The organism is Xanthomonas prunicola, assembly GCF_025266575.1.
GTDB lineage: Bacteria > Pseudomonadota > Gammaproteobacteria > Xanthomonadales > Xanthomonadaceae > Xanthomonas > Xanthomonas prunicola.
This window is the reverse complement of sequence record NZ_CP096142.1, coordinates 854,070-869,156: the sequence shown is the minus strand read 5'-3', so window position 1 is coordinate 869,156 and position 15,087 is coordinate 854,070. Positions and strand designations below refer to the sequence as shown.

The following is a 15,087-nucleotide window of genomic DNA, read 5'->3' as shown; positions in this document are numbered from 1 at the left end:
GGCGGCGTGGGCGCGGCTTGGGCTAGGCGCGTAAAATAGGCCGATGAAAGCACAATGGCGTGAACGCTTTGCCGGTATCGACCGGCTGTATGGAGTCGGCACGGTCGAGCGCTTGTCGGCGTGCCGCGTGGCGGTGGTTGGGATGGGCGGTGTGGGCTCGTGGGTGGTCGAGGCACTGGCACGCACCGGGGTGGGGCATATCCGCCTGATCGATGCCGATGATCTGTGCGTTTCCAACACCAACCGGCAGTTGCCGGCGCTGGCCGGCCAGTACGGGCGCAACAAGGCGCGCGCGATGGCCGAGCGCTGCGTGGCGATCAACCCGGACATCGAAGCCGATGCGGTGGAAGCGTTTCTGACCTCTGGCAATATCGAAACGCTGTTGGGCGAGGGCTTCGATCTGGTCATTGATGCCTGCGACAGTTTCCGGGTCAAGGTGGAAAACATTGCGTGGTGCCGGCGGCGCAAGCTGCCGCTGGTGACCGTGGGCGCGGCCGGCGGCCGCACCGATCCCACCCTGGTGCGCGTGCGCGACGTTTCGCGCACCGAGCACGATGCCATGTTGGCGCTGATCCGCAAGAAGCTGCGCAGCGAATTCAATTTCCCGAAGAATCCGCAGCGCTACTTCGGTGTGCCGGCGGTGTATTCGCTGGAGAACGTCAAATATCCACAGGCCGATGGCAGCGTCTGCGGCATCCGCCCGCAGCTCGATGCCGATGCCACGCTCAAGCTGGATTGCGGGGCAGGCTTGGGCGCGGCCACGCATATCACCGGCACCTTCGCATTCGTGGCGGTGGGCAAGGCGTTGGAGATGTTGCTCAAGCCCAAGGTCCCCGCGGCGACGCCGGCAGCCGAGGCGGTTGCAGCCGCGTAACGTCGCGTGCGCATTGCGCGGTCGCGTTGACGACGCGGCCGCGGTGACGCCCATGCTGCGCTCAGTGCGCTAGACCGAACAAGCTGCGCGCGTTAGCGGCGGTCTGCGCAGCAATGTGCGCAGACTCTTCGCCGCGCAGTTCGGCGATGCAATCCAGCACCGTGCGCAGGCGCGCCGGTTCGTTGCGTTGGCCGCGGATGCTGGCGTCGGGTTGATCCGGCGCATCGGTTTCCAACAGCAGGTATTGCAGCGGCATGCCGGCCACCAGCCCGCGCAGGCGATTGGCGCGGGGGTAGGTCACCGGGCCGCCCAGGCCGATCATGAAATCCAGTTTCCACAACTGCTGCGCCTGTTCGGGGCTGCCGGCAAAGCTATGCACCACACCGCGCAGGCCACCCACCGCCTTGATGCGGGCAATGACTTCCTCGGTGGCGCGGCGCGCATGCACGATCAGCGGCAGGTCGAAGCGCTTGGCCAGCTGCAGCTGGCCGTCGAAGTAGTCGCGCTGGGCCTTTGCATCCAGCCCGTCGACGAAAAAATCCAGACCGCACTCGCCGATCGCGCACGGCCGCTCGCGTTCGATCCATTCGGCCAGCAGCTCCAGATGCGCTGGGCGGTGTTGATCCAGAAACAGCGGGTGCAGGCCATAGGCAGGGTAGAGGCCGGGCGCTTGCGTGCAGACCGCGCGCAGACCTGGCCAGCTGGCAGCGGTGATCGCCGGCAGTACCTGCTGGATGACCCCCGCGGCCTGCGCGCGCGCAATCACCGCAGCGCGGTCGTGGTCGAATTCGTCTGCGTCCAGATGGCAGTGGCTGTCGATCAGCTGCATCAGTCGCGGCGCACCGGTGCCGGCAATGGTGCCTTGCGGGTTTTCCAGTTGGCCAGCAGCAGTGTGGTCAGGCCGAACAGCAATTCGTCCAGGAACGGGATCGGGTCTGGGATGACCAAGTCCACCAGAAACAGCGCGGCGGCTAGCTTGAACAAGGTGGGATAACGCAGCGTGCTGGCCCAATTCAGGGCGCGTGCGGCAAGGGGATTTCGCATGCGAGTGCTCCGGCTGTTAGAGATGCATGAAGTAACCGCTAGCTGAACTTAACCGTCGCGTTCATGAGTGAGGGCGTTTTCGTTCAGGCTTCCCATGCTGGAATCACGGCCGTCAACAATGCGGTGCGTCCGCAGGGAGCTGGTTATGAAGAGCAACACGACAACTATACTGGTCGCTGCTGGTGCCTTGCTGGTCGGAGGCGTGGCCACTGCCGCTTTTATGAATAACCGTCCGTCGTCCGGCGATTTCGTGGCCAATGGCCAGCCGGCGCCGCGTGGCCTGGAATATGCCGACGTGGTCAAGGTGGCTCCGATCACCCAGCGTGAGCCGCAGTACGCGCAGGTGATTAATAGCAACGCCATCCGCGAAACCACCACCAGCACCTCGCCGCGCGAAGTGTGTCGCGATGTGGTGGTGCAGGAACGTCTGCCCGAGCGTGATGGCAATGTCGGCGGCACCGTGGCCGGCGCGGTCATCGGTGGCCTGATAGGCAACCAGGTGGGCGGCGGCAACGGGCGCAAGCTGGCGACCGCCGCAGGCGCGGTGGGCGGTGGCTTCATCGGTAATCGCATCGACCGCGACCACGTCGGCGGCCGCGTGGTCGATCGCACCGAGCGTCAGTGCCATACCGAAAATGCCAACTCGCAGTCCTCGCGTGTGGTCGGCTACGACGTGACCTACCGCAATGCCGATGGCACCACCGGCACCATGCGCATGGACAGCAAGCCGGGCGAGCGTATTTCGCTGGGCGATGCCGACAACGTGGTGGCCTATGACGTCACCTACCGCTACGACGGTTTCGAAAAGACCGTGCGCATGAACGACAAGCCGACGAGCGACCGTCTGCCGGTTGTCGATGGTCAGCTGGTGACGCAGATGGCATCGACGGCGGGCGACTCCAACGTGCGTCAGGATGGTTTGAGCACCCGGCAGTAACGGGTGAGCAGAAGCGATGCGCAGGTAGCGCAGTGATGAGAAAAGAGCCGGCATTGCCGGCTCTTTTCGTTTGTGCCATCCCCCGGGCCGACCGGCACCACGATGTTCGGCCGGCAACTGGCAGATAATCGCTGCTTCGCTTGCGATGGAAGCCAACATGCCGGTACGCCCTGATGACCTGTTCGACGTACGCGCGCTGCTCACCGACGAAGAGCGGGCGGTGCAGGAGGCGGTAGCGCGTTTTACCGACACGCGGGTGGTGCCGGCGATCGGCGACGCCTTCGATGCCGGGCGCTTCCCGCGCGAGTGGATTCCGGAACTGGCGGAATTAGGGTTGCTGGGCGCCAGTCTGCCGGTACACGATGGCGGTGCGGGTCTGGGCGCGGTGTCTTACGGACTGATCTGCCAGGAGCTGGAGCGTGGCGACAGCGGGCTGCGCAGCTTCGTCAGCGTGCAGTCTTCGTTGTGCATGTATCCCATCCACGCCTATGGCAGCGACGAACAGCGGCAACGCTGGCTACCGCAGATGGCCGCCGGCCGGGTGATCGGTTGCTTCGGCCTGAGCGAGGCGCAGGGCGGGTCGGATCCTGCCGCGATGACGACGCGCGCGGTGCGCGAGGGCGACGGCTGGCGCTTGAACGGCGCCAAGATGTGGATCACCAACGGCAGCATTGCCGGGCTGGCGATCATCTGGGCGCACACCGACGATGGCATACGCGGCTTTTTGGTCGAGACCGACAGCGCCGGCTTCAGCGCGCACGACATCAGCCACAAGATGAGCCTGCGTGCGTCGGTTACCTCGGGCCTATTCCTGGACAACGTGTTCGTGCCGGAGCAGATGCGGCTGCCGGAGGCGGCCGGTTTGAAGGCGCCACTGAGTTGCCTCAACCAGGCGCGCTACGGCATCGCCTGGGGCGCGATCGGCGCGGCAGTGGCGTGCCTGCGCGAGGCGCTGGCCTATGCCGGTGAGCGCATCCTGTTCGGCCGGCCGCTGGCGGCCACGCAGAGCGCGCAGATCAAATTGGCCGACATGGCGCGGCGGATTTCCACCGCCCAGCTACTCGCCTTGCAGCTAGGCCGCTTGAAGGAAGCCGGTAGGCTGCGGACGGAACAGATCTCGCTGGCAAAATGGAATAATTGTCGGATGGCGCTGGATGTGGCGCGCGAATGCCGCGACCTGCTCGGTGCGGCCGGCATCACCACAGAGCATGTGGCGATCCGGCATGCGCTGAACCTGGAATCGGTGATCACCTACGAGGGCACCGAAACCGTGCATCAGTTGGTGGTGGGACGTGCGCTGACAGGGCTCAATGCGTTTTGACGAGGAGTGGGTGATTGATCAGCAAGGATGGGATGCGACGCCTGCGCGGCGTTTTCTGGACCGTGTGTTCGCTCGCCGGCATGGTAATCGCGCCAGCGCAGGCCAACGAGGCGCCACGCATGGCGCCGACGCCAGCGTGGGTAGTGGCCGATGCCGTGCCCGAAAACGTGCCTGGTGCCACTGGGCTGCGCTATGAGCTGGTGTCCGACCAGGTCGATCTGACCGGCAGCGTGCCGCAAGCCTACCGCCGGCTCAGTTATACCGTGCAGCGCGCCAAAAGCCTGGAGGAAGCCGGGCAGATTTCCATCGACTATCAGCCCCAATACCAGCAGCTGGAACTCAACAGCCTGGACGTCTGGCGCGCCGGCAAGCGCATCGACATGCGCACCCAGGCGCATTACGCCAGATTGCGGCGCGAAAGCGGCCTGGAGAGTGGGTTGATCGACGGCGCGCTGACGCTGTCGATCACCTTGCCGGATCTACGCGTGGGTGACCGTGTCGACTATGGCGTGACCATCAGCGGCAGCAATCCGGTGTTCGGCAAAGGCTATTACGACGTGTTCGAAGCGCGCTACGGCGTGCCGCTGGGCGAGCGCCGGGTGCGTGTGCGCTATCCCGCCGCCATGTCGCTGCAGTGGCGTATTAGCGCGCCGGATTTTGGCCGCAATGTGCGCACGGTCGATGGGGTGACGCTGTTGAACATCGGCGCGAGCAACGTCGCGGCGGTGCAGGAGGAAAAAGACGCCCCGCAGGATGTCGACCCCTATGGGTTGATTGAAGTGTCCACTGCCGGTAGCTGGGGCACGGTGGCTGCCTGGGCGGCACAGCTCTATCCGGGGTCGTTCAAGGACGCGCAGGTGGCCGCCAGGATGGTGCAGAGCCTGAAGCTGCGCAGCGACGACCCGCAGGATGCGCTGCTGCGCGCCGTGGCATTTGTGCAGGGCGAGATCCGCTACGTCGGACTGGACATGGGTGAAAACTCGCATGCCCCGCACGCGCCCGAAGTCACGCTGCGTAACCGCTACGGCGACTGCAAGGACAAGGCGACGCTGCTGATCGCACTGCTGCAATTGGCCGGCATCCGCGCAGAGCCGGTGCTGGTCAACAGCGACAACGGCCACGGGCTGGAGAAGCGGCTACCCAGTCCGTACGCATTCGATCACGTGGTGGTGCGCGCACATCTGCCGCAGGGCGAGGTGTGGGTAGATGCCACGCGCGACCGCGAAGACGGTCCGTTGGCGCAACGCCGGCCGCTGCCGTTCGTGCGCGGCTTGCCGGTGATTGCAGGGCAGGGCACGTTGGTTGAGGTGCCAGCGCCGATGCCCGCGTTGCCGCAAATCGAAGTGAACGAAGAAGTCACCGTTTCGCTGCGCAAGCCGCAGCGCTGGGCGAGCTTCACGGTGGACACCATCTATCGCCAGGGCCGCGGCGAGCGTGTCGCCAGCAGCTTCGACGACGATGGTGCGCAGACGGTGGGCGAACGCTATCTGGACTTCATGCAGCAGTATTACACCGCGCTGACGCAGGTCAGCGTGCCGAGCATCGATGATTCCGACCCACTGAATGTGCGCACGCATGAGGCCTACCGGTTGGAGTGGCCGGCGAAAGAGGGCGATGAACTGGGCTTCCCATTGTTCCAGCTCGGCGAGTGGATGGATGCGCTACCGAAGCAAGCGCGTAAGAGCCCGCTGGCGCTGGGCGGCCCGCGGCTGGCGCGGCAGACCGTGCGTGTGCACAGCGACCCGGCGACGCAGGTAGAAGCGGACACGCAAGTGATCGCCAACCCGTGGTTCCGCTTTTCGCGCAGCATCGCGATGCGCGACGGAAAGATGGTCATCGTGGGCGAGTGGCAGCGCTTCACCGACCGTATTCCGGCCAACGGCGTGGCGCGTGCTGCGGTCGACATGGAGCGCGCGCGCGACCTGCTGTACTTCAATCACGATCTCAAGCCGCAACGACGCGCGCAGCCGCCCGACTGGCGCGCGCTCAGCTACCCGCTGGCCGGTTTGATCGCCTTGGTGGTGCTACTGGTGGCGTGCCTGCTCTGGTGGCGCGGCGGTGGGCTGGGCGGAATCATGTTCGATCCCTATGCCACGGTGATACGGATGCCGCAGCACGCTGGGCTGCGGTGGAGCGCCTGGGCCGCGTTCGCGGCGACCACGCTGCTGTCGGCATGGGTGTGGCTGCACGCGCTGCCATGGTGGGCCAAGGCCGGTGGCATCATCGTGTTCGTGGCAATCGCCCTGCTGGGATGCGTGCTGCTCAAGCAGATCTTGCGCTGGATGGGCAGCGGCACGCAGCTCACGCACGTGTTGCCGGCGATGGCGGGCTGTGCCTTGTCGTGGCTGGTCTGCCTGCTGGCGTCGGTGGTCGCGCTCAAGGGCCAAGTGGCGTTGCTGCGCACTGGTGCGACCGATCCGGCCGGCATGGCGCAGCTGGCGACGTGCATCTTGCTGCTGATGCTAGGCGCGCTGTGGTGGTCGGTCTGCGCAGTGCAGGCGGTGGCTGCTGCTAGCGGCTGTGCGCGTACGCGCGCATTCGGTGCCTGGGCGCTGACGGTTTCGGCACTGGGCATCCTGATCGCCGTGTTGAGTGTGCCGGTGGCGGTGGCGGCATTGGCCTGAACGCGCTCTGCGCGGCAGCGCACGCAAGCGTGGCATCGGCGTGCCACTGCTGCATGCAGGGCTTTGCAAAGGCACGCCGGGCTGTGACACTGCCAGCCCCTCGTTGCTGCCGCGGAGCCAGCTAGATGTCGACCGTGCGTCCCCCGCTGACTGTCCATGGCATGTCCAGTTCCGGCAATTGCTACAAGGTGCGCCTGCTGCTGGAACAACTGGGCAGCCGCTATCACTGGGTGGAAGTGGATAGCGTGGCCGGGCAGACCCGCACGCCCGAGTACCTGGCCAAGAATCCCAACGGCAAGGTGCCGATGGTCGAACGCGACGACGGTCGGGTGTTGACCGAATCCAACGCCATCCTGTTCTGGCTGGCCGAAGGCACCCCGTATCTGCCCACCGACGCGTGGCAGCGCGCGCAGGCGCTGAGCTGGATGTTCTTCGAACAATACAGCCATGAGCCGTATGTGGCGGTGGCGCGGTTCATCAGCCTGTGGACGCCGCGCGATGCCGCACGCCGCGCCGAGTTGCCGCAGCTGCGCACGCGTGGAGAGCAGGCGCTGGCAGTGATGGAACAGCACCTGCAGGAGCACGCCTGGTTCACCGGCAGCGATTACGGCATCGCCGATATTGCGCTGTTTGCGTACACCCATTGCGCCGAAGACGGCGGTTTCGATCTGGAGCGCTGGCCGGCGATCACGGCATGGTTGCAACGCGTTCAGGTGCTGCCGCGCTTCGTGCCGATGCCGGCAGCTGCCTCGGTGACGGCATGAGCCGTGCGCGCGACCTGCACGGTGCTGCCGGCAGCACTGCTGCGCACTTGGCGGACTCTGGGCTGCACTTTCTTCCATCGGCATTCGCCATGCGCGCGCGCGCGCTGCGCGTGACGCGTGTCGGCGACGCCCGGCGACTAGCCATTGCCGGCACGCAGGAGCACTGACGATGTGCGGATTGGCAGGACTGTTGCTGGCTTCGCCGCGTCTGCATGGCGAACAGCTTGATGCGCTGGTGCGGCCGATGGGCGCCGCGTTGCGCCATCGTGGCCCGGACGATGCAGGCACCTGGTGCGATGCGCAGGCGGGTGTGGCGCTGGCGCATCAGCGCTTGAGCATTCTTGATCTGTCGCCGCTGGGCCATCAGCCGATGCGCTCGGCTGATGGCCGCTACGTGCTGGCCTACAACGGCGAGATCTATAACTTTGCGCAGCTGCGCGCGGCACTGTCCGCGCTCGGGCATCGCTTCCGCGGCCACTCCGATACCGAAGTGTTGCTGGCGGCCGTCGTGGAGTGGGGCCTGGAGGACACGCTGACCCGTTGCAACGGCATGTTCGCCATTGCGTTGTGGGATGAGCGCGACAACTGCCTGTTCCTGGCGCGCGACCGCGTCGGCAAGAAGCCGCTCTACTACGGGTGGGCCGGCGACACCTTGGTGTTCGGTTCCGAACTCAAGGCCTTGTGGCAGCACCCGGATTTCGACAACGGCGTCGACCGCAATGCGCTCACGCTGCTGCTGCGGCTGGGCTACATCCCGGCGCCGGCCTGCATCCACGAGCACACCTTCAAGTTGATGCCTGGCCGTGTGCTGCGCATGGATGCGCAGGCTGTGGCGGCTGGCGCTACCGCCCATCGTCCCGATCAGGTGCAACAACCGTTCTGGAACGCTCGCGAGGCGATGCAACGCGCGCTCGCTGTGCCGTTCACCGGCAGCGACGCGCAGGCCGAAGAGCAGTTGGATAGCGTGTTGCGCGATGCGGTGGCCTTGCGCATGGTGGCCGACGTGCCGGTAGGCGTATTCCTCTCCGGCGGTACCGATTCGTCCATCGTCACCGCGATGATGCAGGCGCAGAGTGCGCAGCCCGTGCACACCTTCAGCATTGGCTTCGAAGGTTCGCATCACGACGAAGCGCCGCTGGCGCGCGAAGTCGCCACGCATCTGCACACCGACCACACCGAACTCTATGTCAGCGGCGCTGATGCGCTGGCGGTGGTGCCGAGCTTGCCGGACATGTTCGACGAGCCCTTCGCCGATGCTTCGCAAGTACCGACTGCGTTGGTGGCACGGCTGGCGCGTGGTGGGGTGACGGTGGCGCTGTCCGGTGACGGCGGCGACGAATTGTTCTTCGGCTATGGCCGCTATCAACGTGCGCTGCGTAACTGGCGCATGCATGGCCTGGTGCCTGGCCCGCTGCGTCGCCTGATGGCGGTGGCAGCGCGCAGCAATGGCGAATCCTCACGCACCGGTGGGTTGGCTGCGCTGGTGGCCGAGGCCGGCGCGCGCGGCATCGGGGACATTTACCGCAATCGCATTTCGCGCTGGCGCGACCCGGCCGCGGTGGTGCTGGGGGCGACCGAACCCGACAGTTTCTACAGCTTGGCTGACCCGCTGCATGGGTCCGGCACCCCGGCGGACGCGATGATGCTGGCCGACTTCGCGGCGTACCTGCCCGACGATCTGCTGTGCAAGGTGGACCGCACCACCATGGCGGTGGGGCTGGAAGCGCGCGCGCCGCTGCTGGACTGGCGCGTGGCCGAATTCGCCTGGTCGTTGCCGCTGTCGCTGAAGTACCGCGATGGGGTCAGCAAATATCTGCTCAAGCGCGTGCTATGCCGCTACCTGCCGGACGCGATGGTGTACCGCGGAAAGCGCGGCTTCGGCGCGCCGGTCAGTGCATGGCTGCGCGGCGATCTGCACGGCTGGGCGGACGATCTGCTGGCACACGGCGCGCTGCAGCGCGAGGGCGTGTTCGCTGCCGACACCGTGGCTGGCTTGTGGCGCGACTTCAACCGTGGCGAGCGCAAATGGCATACGCACCTGTGGACGGTGCTGATGTTCCAGGCCTGGCAGGCGCACTGGCGCGCACAGCGGGCCGCCATAACGCGCTGATGCGTGGCGTTGCGGTGTGGACACGGGGTGGCAGTGGGTTCTAGCGCTTGTGCGCGCAGATGCCGCCGCGTGCATCCACTGGCGCTTGGGTCGCCGATGCCGGCGAGGTTTCACCAGCTCTGAGCATCGGGCTGGGTAGGGTGGATCCTTGTTTTTCACGGAGATTCCCATGAGCAAGCTCACCATTGCCGTGCTGGTCGGCAGCCTGCGCGCAGAGTCGTATAACCGTCAGCTGGCGCGTGCGCTGGAGCATCTGGCCGGCGACAAGGCCGTGTTCGAGTACCTGGAAATCGGCGATATCCCGCTGTACAACCAGGACCGCGATGGCGATTACCCGGCCGAAGGCACGCGCCTGAAGCAGCAGATCCGCGCTGCTGATGCGGTGCTATTCGTGACCCCCGAATACAACCGCTCGATTCCCGGCGTGCTCAAGAACGCCATCGACACCGGCTCGCGCCCCTATGGCGATAGCGCGTTTTCCGGCAAGCCGGCGGCGGTGGTCGGCATCTCGGTCGGCGCCATCGGCACTGCTACTGCGCAGCAGCATCTGCGCAACGTGTTGGCGTATCTGAACATGCACGTGCTTGGCCAGCCAGAGGTGTTCCTGCAGTACAAGGACGGCCTGTTCGGGCCCGGCGATCAGATCGCCAACGCCGACAGCCGCAAGTTCCTGCAGGGCTTCATCGACCAGTTCCTGGGCCTGATCGGGCAGCTCAAGCGCTGAGTTGACCACAGCGGCGCCGCACTCGCGGGCGGCGTCCTGCTGGGCCTGGTGGAGGGGTGAAAATCCAGGCGGCACAAGGGTCTCGGCATCTGCGACGACCGGCGCGTAGAACGCTGATACACCGGCTATACACCAGTTATCCACAGAGTTGTGCATGGTCGTCGGCGCCGTCGGTGACTATGCTTCCTGCCCTCGTCTCCCCGCGTCAGGTGTGTTTGTCCATGTCCGCTCGTCCTGGTTTCCGTTCCAAGCGCAATCGCGATCGCGATGACGACGATTACGATCGTCCCGAGCCGCGGATTGACCAGTTGCGGGTGCCGCCGCATTCGGTGGAGGCCGAGCAGGCCGTGCTGGGGGGCTTGATGCTGGCGCCGGACGCGTTCGACCGCGTCAACGACCAGCTCACCGAAAACGACTTCTACCGACGTGACCATCGGTTGATCTACCGCGCGATTCGCGAGTTGAACGAGAAAGACCGCCCGTTCGATGCAGTGACCCTGGGCGAGTGGTTCGAATCGCAGGGCAAGCTGGAGCAGGTGGGCGATGGCGCCTACCTGATCGAGCTGGCCAGCACCACGCCGTCGGCCGCCAACATCGCCGCGTATGCGGAGATTGTGCGCGACAAGGCGGTGCTGCGGCAGTTGATCGAAGTAGGCACCACCATCGTCAACGACGGCTTTCAGCCGGAGGGCCGCGAGAGCGTGGAGCTGCTGTCGGCTGCGGAAAAAGCGGTGTTCAAGATCGCCGAAGCCGGCGCGCGCGGGCGCACCGACTTCGTCGCGATGCCGGGCGCCTTGAAGGACGCCTTCGAAGAACTGCGTAATCGCTTCGAAAATGGCGGCAATATCACCGGGTTACCGACTGGCTACACCGATTTCGATGCGATGACCGCCGGCCTGCAGCCGACCGATCTGATCATCCTGGCCGCGCGTCCGGCGATGGGCAAGACCACCTTTGCGCTGAACATCGCCGAATACGCCGCGATCAAGTCCAAGAAGGGCGTGGCGGTGTTCTCGATGGAAATGTCGGCCTCGCAGCTGGCGATGCGTCTGATCTCTTCCAATGGCCGCATCAATGCGCAGCGCCTGCGTACCGGTGCACTGGAAGACGAGGATTGGGCGCGCGTGACCGGCGCGATCAAGATGCTCAAGGAAACCAAGATCTTCATCGACGACACCCCGGGTGTCTCGCCGGAAGTGTTGCGTTCCAAATGCCGCCGGCTCAAGCGCGAACACGACCTGGGCCTGATCGTCATCGACTACCTGCAGCTGATGTCGGTGCCGGGCAACAGCGAAAACCGCGCGACCGAAATCTCGGAAATCTCGCGTGGTCTCAAGGGGCTTGCCAAGGAGCTCAACGTGCCGGTGATCGCGCTGTCGCAGCTCAACCGCTCGCTGGAAACCCGCACCGACAAGCGCCCGGTGATGGCCGACCTGCGCGAATCCGGCGCGATCGAGCAGGACGCGGACATGATCGTCTTCATCTACCGCGACGATTACTACAACAAGGAAAATTCGCCGGACAAGGGCCTGGCCGAGATCATCATCGGCAAGCACCGTGGCGGCCCGACCGGTGCGTGTAAGCTCAAATTCTTCGGTGAGTACACCCGGTTCGACAATCTGGCGCACGACTCGGTGGGCAGTTTCGAGTAAGCGCAGTGGACCCGCTGGGCGGCCATCCGTTGCCCGGCATCGCGCCATCGTTGCGCCCGCTGGCATATGCTGCCCAGCCTCATCGTTCGCTGCCGAGTTCGTATGTCATACGCCATCGTCTGGTTCCGTCGCGATCTGCGTCTGGAGGACAACCCGGCCTTGCGTGCCGCACTCGATGCCGGGCATCACCCGATTGCGTTGTACATCGACGCACCGCACGAAGAAGGCCAATGGAGGCCCGGCGCCGCATCGCGCACCTGGCGGCATCGCTCGCTTGCAGCGCTGGATGATGCACTGCAAGCGCGTGGCAGTCGCCTGGTCATTCGTACTGGCGACAGTGCGCAGGTGCTGGATGAGGTGATCGCGCAAACTGGCGCGGTGGCGGTGTACTGGAACCGCAAATACGAGCCGGCCACGCAGCCGCGCGATGCGCAGATCAAACGTGAATTGCGCGAGCGCGGGATCCAGGCACAGAGCTGCAACTCCGCATTGCTGTTCGAGCCGTGGCAGCTGTCCACGCAGCAGGGCGGCCCGTACAAGGTGTTTACGCCGTTCTGGCGCAATGCGCTGACGCAGCTGCAATTGCCCGCCGCAGCGCCTGCGCCGCGCAGCCTGCCGCCGCTGCCTGCGACGTTGAAGACAGATGCACTCGACACGCTGCAGTTGGCGCCGAACTTGAGCTGGGACCAGGGCTTCTGGGAGCACTGGCAGCCCGGTGAAGCCGGCGCGCACGAAATGCTGGAGATCTTCATCGATGGGGCGCTATCGGGGTATCGCGAAAACCGCGACCGTCCCGATCGTGTTGGCACCTCGCAACTTTCGCCGCATCTGCACTTCGGCGAGATCGCGCCCTGGCGCATTGCCAGCACCCTTGAAGCGCATCGCAATGCGCGCAATGGCGCGGAAATCGATGGCTATATCCGCCAGCTGGGCTGGCGCGATTTTGCGTATCACCTGCTGCATCACTTTCCGGACACCACCAACCAGAATCTCAATCCGCGCTTCGAAGGATTCGACTGGGCGAAGGTCGATCCGGTTGCGTTGCAGGCCTGGCAACGTGGTCGTACCGGCATTCCGATCGTCGACGCCGGCATGCGTCAGCTCTGGCACACCGGTTGGATGCACAACCGCGTGCGCATGATTGTCGCCAGTTTTTTGTGCAAGCATCTGCGCATCCACTGGATCGAAGGCGCGCGTTGGTTCTGGGACACCTTGGTGGATGCGGACCTGGCCAACAACACGCTGGGCTGGCAGTGGGTGGCCGGCACCGGCGCCGATGCAGCGCCCTATTTCCGCGTGTTCAACCCGGTGACGCAGGCGGAAAAATTCGATCCGCAAGCGACTTACATCACGCGCTGGGTGCCCGAGCTGGGCAAGCTTGCGGTGAAAGAACGCTTCGCGCCCTGGTTGCATCCGTTGTCGCTCGCACGCTTCGCACCAGAGTACCCGCGCGCACCGATCATTGGCCTAGCCGAGGGACGCGACGCGGCGCTGGCAGCCTATGCAAAATCGCGCGCGTAGTCGTAGCTGATTGATGCGTGTGTGCTTGTTTCTACAGCGCACGCCGCGTTGCCTGAAGAGTTGGTACGGGGCAGCGTGCGCGTGTATCGCCGCGCGTGCGCGTGCGAATGTGATGGCGCACTTGTGGCGTGTCCACGCCGAAAACGTTTTCCTGAATGGCATGCCCGCTGCGCGCGTGGTGCGGCGTTCTTCATCATGCGGCAGTCGCGTGGGGCTGTTTATCCTCGCGCATACGATTGAGTGCCGGATGGTCCGGCCATAGGAGAACACCATGTCCCCAGCAGCCACCAAGAGTCTTTCCGTTGCCCTGGCCAGCGCGATTGCGCTGTCCGCTTGCGCCACCGGCGGCTCGTACGTACAGCGCGATCAGTACGGCGACCAGACGCAACAGCAGAATCGGACCGGCCGCAATGCGCTGATCGGTACCGCCATTGGTGTGGCTGCAGGCCTGCTCACCGGCGATAGCGCCACCGAGCGTCGTCAGCACGCAATGGTCGGCGCCGGTATCGGTGCACTGAGCGGCGCGGCAATCGGCCAGTACCAGGATCGCCAGGAGCGCGCGTTGCGCGAGCGCACCGCCAACACCGGTATCGAAGTACAGCGTCAGGGCGACAACATCAGCCTGAACCTGCCGGACGGCATCACCTTCGACTTCGGCAAGTCTGCACTGAAGCCTGAGTTCTATACCGCGCTCAACGGCGTGGCCTCCACGCTGCGCGAGTACAACCAGACCATGGTGGAAGTGGTTGGGCACACCGATAGCGTCGGCAGCGATGCAGTGAATCAGCGCTTGTCCGAAGAGCGCGCCGGTGCAGTGGCGCAGTACCTGACCGCGCAGGGTGTGCAGCGCGAGCGCATGGAAACCATGGGCGCGGGCAAGCGTTATCCGATTGCCGACAACACCACCGATGCCGGCCGCGCGAAGAACCGTCGCGTCGAAATCCGCCTGATTCCGTTACGTGCCGAAGGCGCGGCCAGCACTACCGGCATGCGTTGAGTGTGATGCAGTGAATCGTGGCGAGTCGGATGACTCACCCGCGATGTACTGATGTACTGAAAACAGGCCGCGAAAGCGGCCTTTTTTCCGCATGGTGTGTGATCAAGAGCAGCGAAGCCAATCGCTTCGGTTTAGAGCGGCTGGTGTGCACGGTTGTGAGGTTTCGGCCCTTCTCGCGTCATCGGCTGGTGCGTCTGCAGAACTGCGCATCTGAGTGTTGCTGCAGGGCCCTTGCCCGCCCACCATCGCAGGACACGCCACAAGTACGTCCTTACAGGCTCCTTGGCAGCCTCCATGCCGCCAAGGGTCCCGCGACGGTGAGCGGGCAAGGATCAGTCACGATGGTCGGTGCGTTGATGAAGCGACGGTCGCTGGCTGGTGGCGAGTTGCGGCTAGTTCGCAGTGCCCAATCAAGAAGCTTCACCATCGCTTCGTAACACGAGCAGTTTTTCTCGAAGCAACGACCAACGTGCTGGTGTGGTGCCCTCGCCGATTGCGGGACCGTTGGCGGCATGGATG

At 65.0% G+C, this 15,087-nt stretch carries 13 protein-coding genes; 11 read left to right on the top strand and 2 right to left on the bottom strand.

Annotated elements, in window-relative coordinates:
* Window positions 1-43 precede the first annotated feature (43 nt).
* Window positions 44-874: a tRNA threonylcarbamoyladenosine dehydratase gene (locus M0D43_RS03585; RefSeq protein ID WP_260807945.1), complete on the top strand. Its 831-nt coding sequence runs from the start codon at window positions 44-46 to the stop codon at window positions 872-874.
* A 61-nt stretch (window positions 875-935) separates the two neighbouring features.
* On the opposite strand, the gene M0D43_RS03580 is transcribed toward M0D43_RS03585, so the two are convergent.
* The gene (locus tag M0D43_RS03580; protein WP_260807943.1) at window positions 936-1,703 is read right to left on the bottom strand and encodes a TatD family hydrolase; all 768 of its coding nucleotides are present in this window, start codon (window positions 1,701-1,703) and stop codon (window positions 936-938) included.
* Window positions 1,703-1,918 (bottom strand): DUF6116 family protein, encoded by a 216-nt coding sequence (locus M0D43_RS03575; protein ID WP_260807941.1) that lies wholly within the window; start codon window positions 1,916-1,918, stop codon window positions 1,703-1,705. Before M0D43_RS03575 ends, M0D43_RS03580 begins: the two co-directional genes overlap by 1 nt.
* 145 nt (window positions 1,919-2,063) lie before the next feature.
* On the opposite strand from M0D43_RS03575, the gene M0D43_RS03570 reads away from it, so the two are divergent.
* The 10 genes from M0D43_RS03570 (at window position 2,064) to M0D43_RS03525 (ending at window position 14,568) form a co-directional block, all read left to right on the top strand.
* Complete coding sequence (locus tag M0D43_RS03570; protein WP_252163576.1) at window positions 2,064-2,855, top strand: glycine zipper 2TM domain-containing protein; 792 nt, start codon at window positions 2,064-2,066, stop codon at window positions 2,853-2,855.
* Window positions 2,856-3,000: 145 nt separating this feature from the next.
* Window positions 3,001-4,176, top strand: a complete 1,176-nt coding sequence (locus M0D43_RS03565) for an acyl-CoA dehydrogenase family protein (RefSeq protein WP_252163575.1) — start codon at window positions 3,001-3,003, stop codon at window positions 4,174-4,176.
* An 80-nt stretch (window positions 4,177-4,256) separates the two neighbouring features.
* Window positions 4,257-6,800 (top strand): DUF3857 domain-containing transglutaminase family protein, encoded by a 2,544-nt coding sequence (locus M0D43_RS03560; RefSeq protein WP_260807939.1) that lies wholly within the window; start codon window positions 4,257-4,259, stop codon window positions 6,798-6,800.
* 125 nt (window positions 6,801-6,925) lie between these two features.
* Entirely contained in the window at window positions 6,926-7,564 is a 639-nt protein-coding gene (locus M0D43_RS03555) for a glutathione S-transferase family protein (RefSeq protein ID WP_252163573.1), read from the top strand.
* Window positions 7,561-7,731: a hypothetical protein gene (locus tag M0D43_RS03550; protein ID WP_260807938.1), complete on the top strand. Its 171-nt coding sequence runs from the start codon at window positions 7,561-7,563 to the stop codon at window positions 7,729-7,731. Before M0D43_RS03555 ends, M0D43_RS03550 begins: the two co-directional genes overlap by 4 nt.
* 2 nt (window positions 7,732-7,733) lie before the next feature.
* On the top strand, window positions 7,734-9,674 hold the full coding sequence (asnB, locus tag M0D43_RS03545; RefSeq protein WP_260807937.1) for an asparagine synthase (glutamine-hydrolyzing): 1,941 nt from the start codon (window positions 7,734-7,736) through the stop codon (window positions 9,672-9,674).
* Window positions 9,675-9,843: 169 nt separating this feature from the next.
* Complete coding sequence (locus M0D43_RS03540) at window positions 9,844-10,398, top strand: NADPH-dependent FMN reductase (protein WP_101363248.1); 555 nt, start codon at window positions 9,844-9,846, stop codon at window positions 10,396-10,398.
* A gap of 221 nt (window positions 10,399-10,619) precedes the next feature.
* Window positions 10,620-12,050 (top strand): replicative DNA helicase, encoded by a 1,431-nt coding sequence (locus tag M0D43_RS03535; RefSeq protein ID WP_046963458.1) that lies wholly within the window; start codon window positions 10,620-10,622, stop codon window positions 12,048-12,050.
* Between the two features lie 102 nt (window positions 12,051-12,152).
* Window positions 12,153-13,571 carry a cryptochrome/photolyase family protein gene (locus M0D43_RS03530; RefSeq protein WP_260807935.1) on the top strand — a complete coding sequence of 473 codons (1,419 nt, stop codon included), beginning with the start codon at window positions 12,153-12,155 and terminating at the stop codon, window positions 13,569-13,571.
* 271 nt (window positions 13,572-13,842) lie between these two features.
* A complete protein-coding gene (locus tag M0D43_RS03525; RefSeq protein WP_101363245.1) occupies window positions 13,843-14,568 on the top strand; it encodes a YiaD family glycine zipper/OmpA-like lipoprotein in 726 nt (241 codons plus the stop codon).
* Window positions 14,569-15,087 lie beyond the last annotated feature (519 nt).

Bases quoted from the DNA above. Each gene is read 5' to 3' on its own strand.
- M0D43_RS03585 (WP_260807945.1), top strand. From the start codon at position 44: ATGAAAGCACAATGGCGTGAACGCTTTGCCGGTATCGACCGGCTGTAT.
- M0D43_RS03580 (WP_260807943.1), bottom strand. From the start codon at position 1,703: ATGCAGCTGATCGACAGCCACTGCCATCTGGACGCAGACGAATTCGAC.
- M0D43_RS03575 (WP_260807941.1), bottom strand. From the start codon at position 1,918: ATGCGAAATCCCCTTGCCGCACGCGCCCTGAATTGGGCCAGCACGCTG.
- M0D43_RS03570 (WP_252163576.1), top strand. From the start codon at position 2,064: ATGAAGAGCAACACGACAACTATACTGGTCGCTGCTGGTGCCTTGCTG.
- M0D43_RS03565 (WP_252163575.1), top strand. From the start codon at position 3,001: ATGGAAGCCAACATGCCGGTACGCCCTGATGACCTGTTCGACGTACGC.
- M0D43_RS03560 (WP_260807939.1), top strand. From the start codon at position 4,257: ATGGTAATCGCGCCAGCGCAGGCCAACGAGGCGCCACGCATGGCGCCG.
- M0D43_RS03555 (WP_252163573.1), top strand. From the start codon at position 6,926: ATGTCGACCGTGCGTCCCCCGCTGACTGTCCATGGCATGTCCAGTTCC.
- M0D43_RS03550 (WP_260807938.1), top strand. From the start codon at position 7,561: ATGAGCCGTGCGCGCGACCTGCACGGTGCTGCCGGCAGCACTGCTGCG.
- asnB (WP_260807937.1), top strand. From the start codon at position 7,734: ATGTGCGGATTGGCAGGACTGTTGCTGGCTTCGCCGCGTCTGCATGGC.
- M0D43_RS03540 (WP_101363248.1), top strand. From the start codon at position 9,844: ATGAGCAAGCTCACCATTGCCGTGCTGGTCGGCAGCCTGCGCGCAGAG.
- M0D43_RS03535 (WP_046963458.1), top strand. From the start codon at position 10,620: ATGTCCGCTCGTCCTGGTTTCCGTTCCAAGCGCAATCGCGATCGCGAT.
- M0D43_RS03530 (WP_260807935.1), top strand. From the start codon at position 12,153: ATGTCATACGCCATCGTCTGGTTCCGTCGCGATCTGCGTCTGGAGGAC.
- M0D43_RS03525 (WP_101363245.1), top strand. From the start codon at position 13,843: ATGTCCCCAGCAGCCACCAAGAGTCTTTCCGTTGCCCTGGCCAGCGCG.